The following is a 506-nucleotide window of genomic DNA, read 5'->3' on the forward strand; positions in this document are numbered from 1 at the left end:
TCGTCCTCGCCGCCCTGCTGGTTGCCGCGTCCGGCTCCGGCGCCGCCCATCATGCCGCCACCGGCACCACCACGGGCGCCCGCGCCACCGGCCGCGGCCGCCGCACCCGGGGCCGCGCCACCCATGCCCGGTTTGGCCGCACCCGAGGCACCACCCGGACCGGCAGCACCACCAGCTGCACCGGCGCCCATGCCCTTGGCCGCACCGGCGGCCGAACCACTGCCACCACCGGTCGGGCCGAACCCGCCTGCCGCGGCCGGGCGACCCAGTTTGCTGCTGTAGGGCGTCGACCCGCCAGCGGTGGACCCGCCCATCGGCCCGACCGGCCCCATGGGCCCGAATCCGGAACCGCCCGGGCCGGCACCCGGGCCGGGCATGCGCGCCGCCGGGGTGTTGGCCGCCGGGCCCGTGCCCGGCAACTGGCCCTGCCCGGTCGCCCGACCCGGCATCGGCGCCGGCGCCACACCCGGCGGAGTGCCCCCGCCACCGCCGGGCAGGCTGCTGAC

1 pseudogene is annotated in these 506 nt (G+C 80.4%); it reads right to left on the reverse strand.

The features are described 5' to 3' along the window. Nucleotides 1-449: pseudogene (locus IF64_RS25810) on the reverse strand (hypothetical protein); the annotation flags it as partial. Nucleotides 450-506: the final 57 nt, after the last annotated feature.

Origin of the sequence: Prauserella rugosa (genome assembly GCF_000719975.1) — a bacterium.
Lineage (GTDB): Bacteria > Actinomycetota > Actinomycetes > Mycobacteriales > Pseudonocardiaceae > Prauserella > Prauserella rugosa.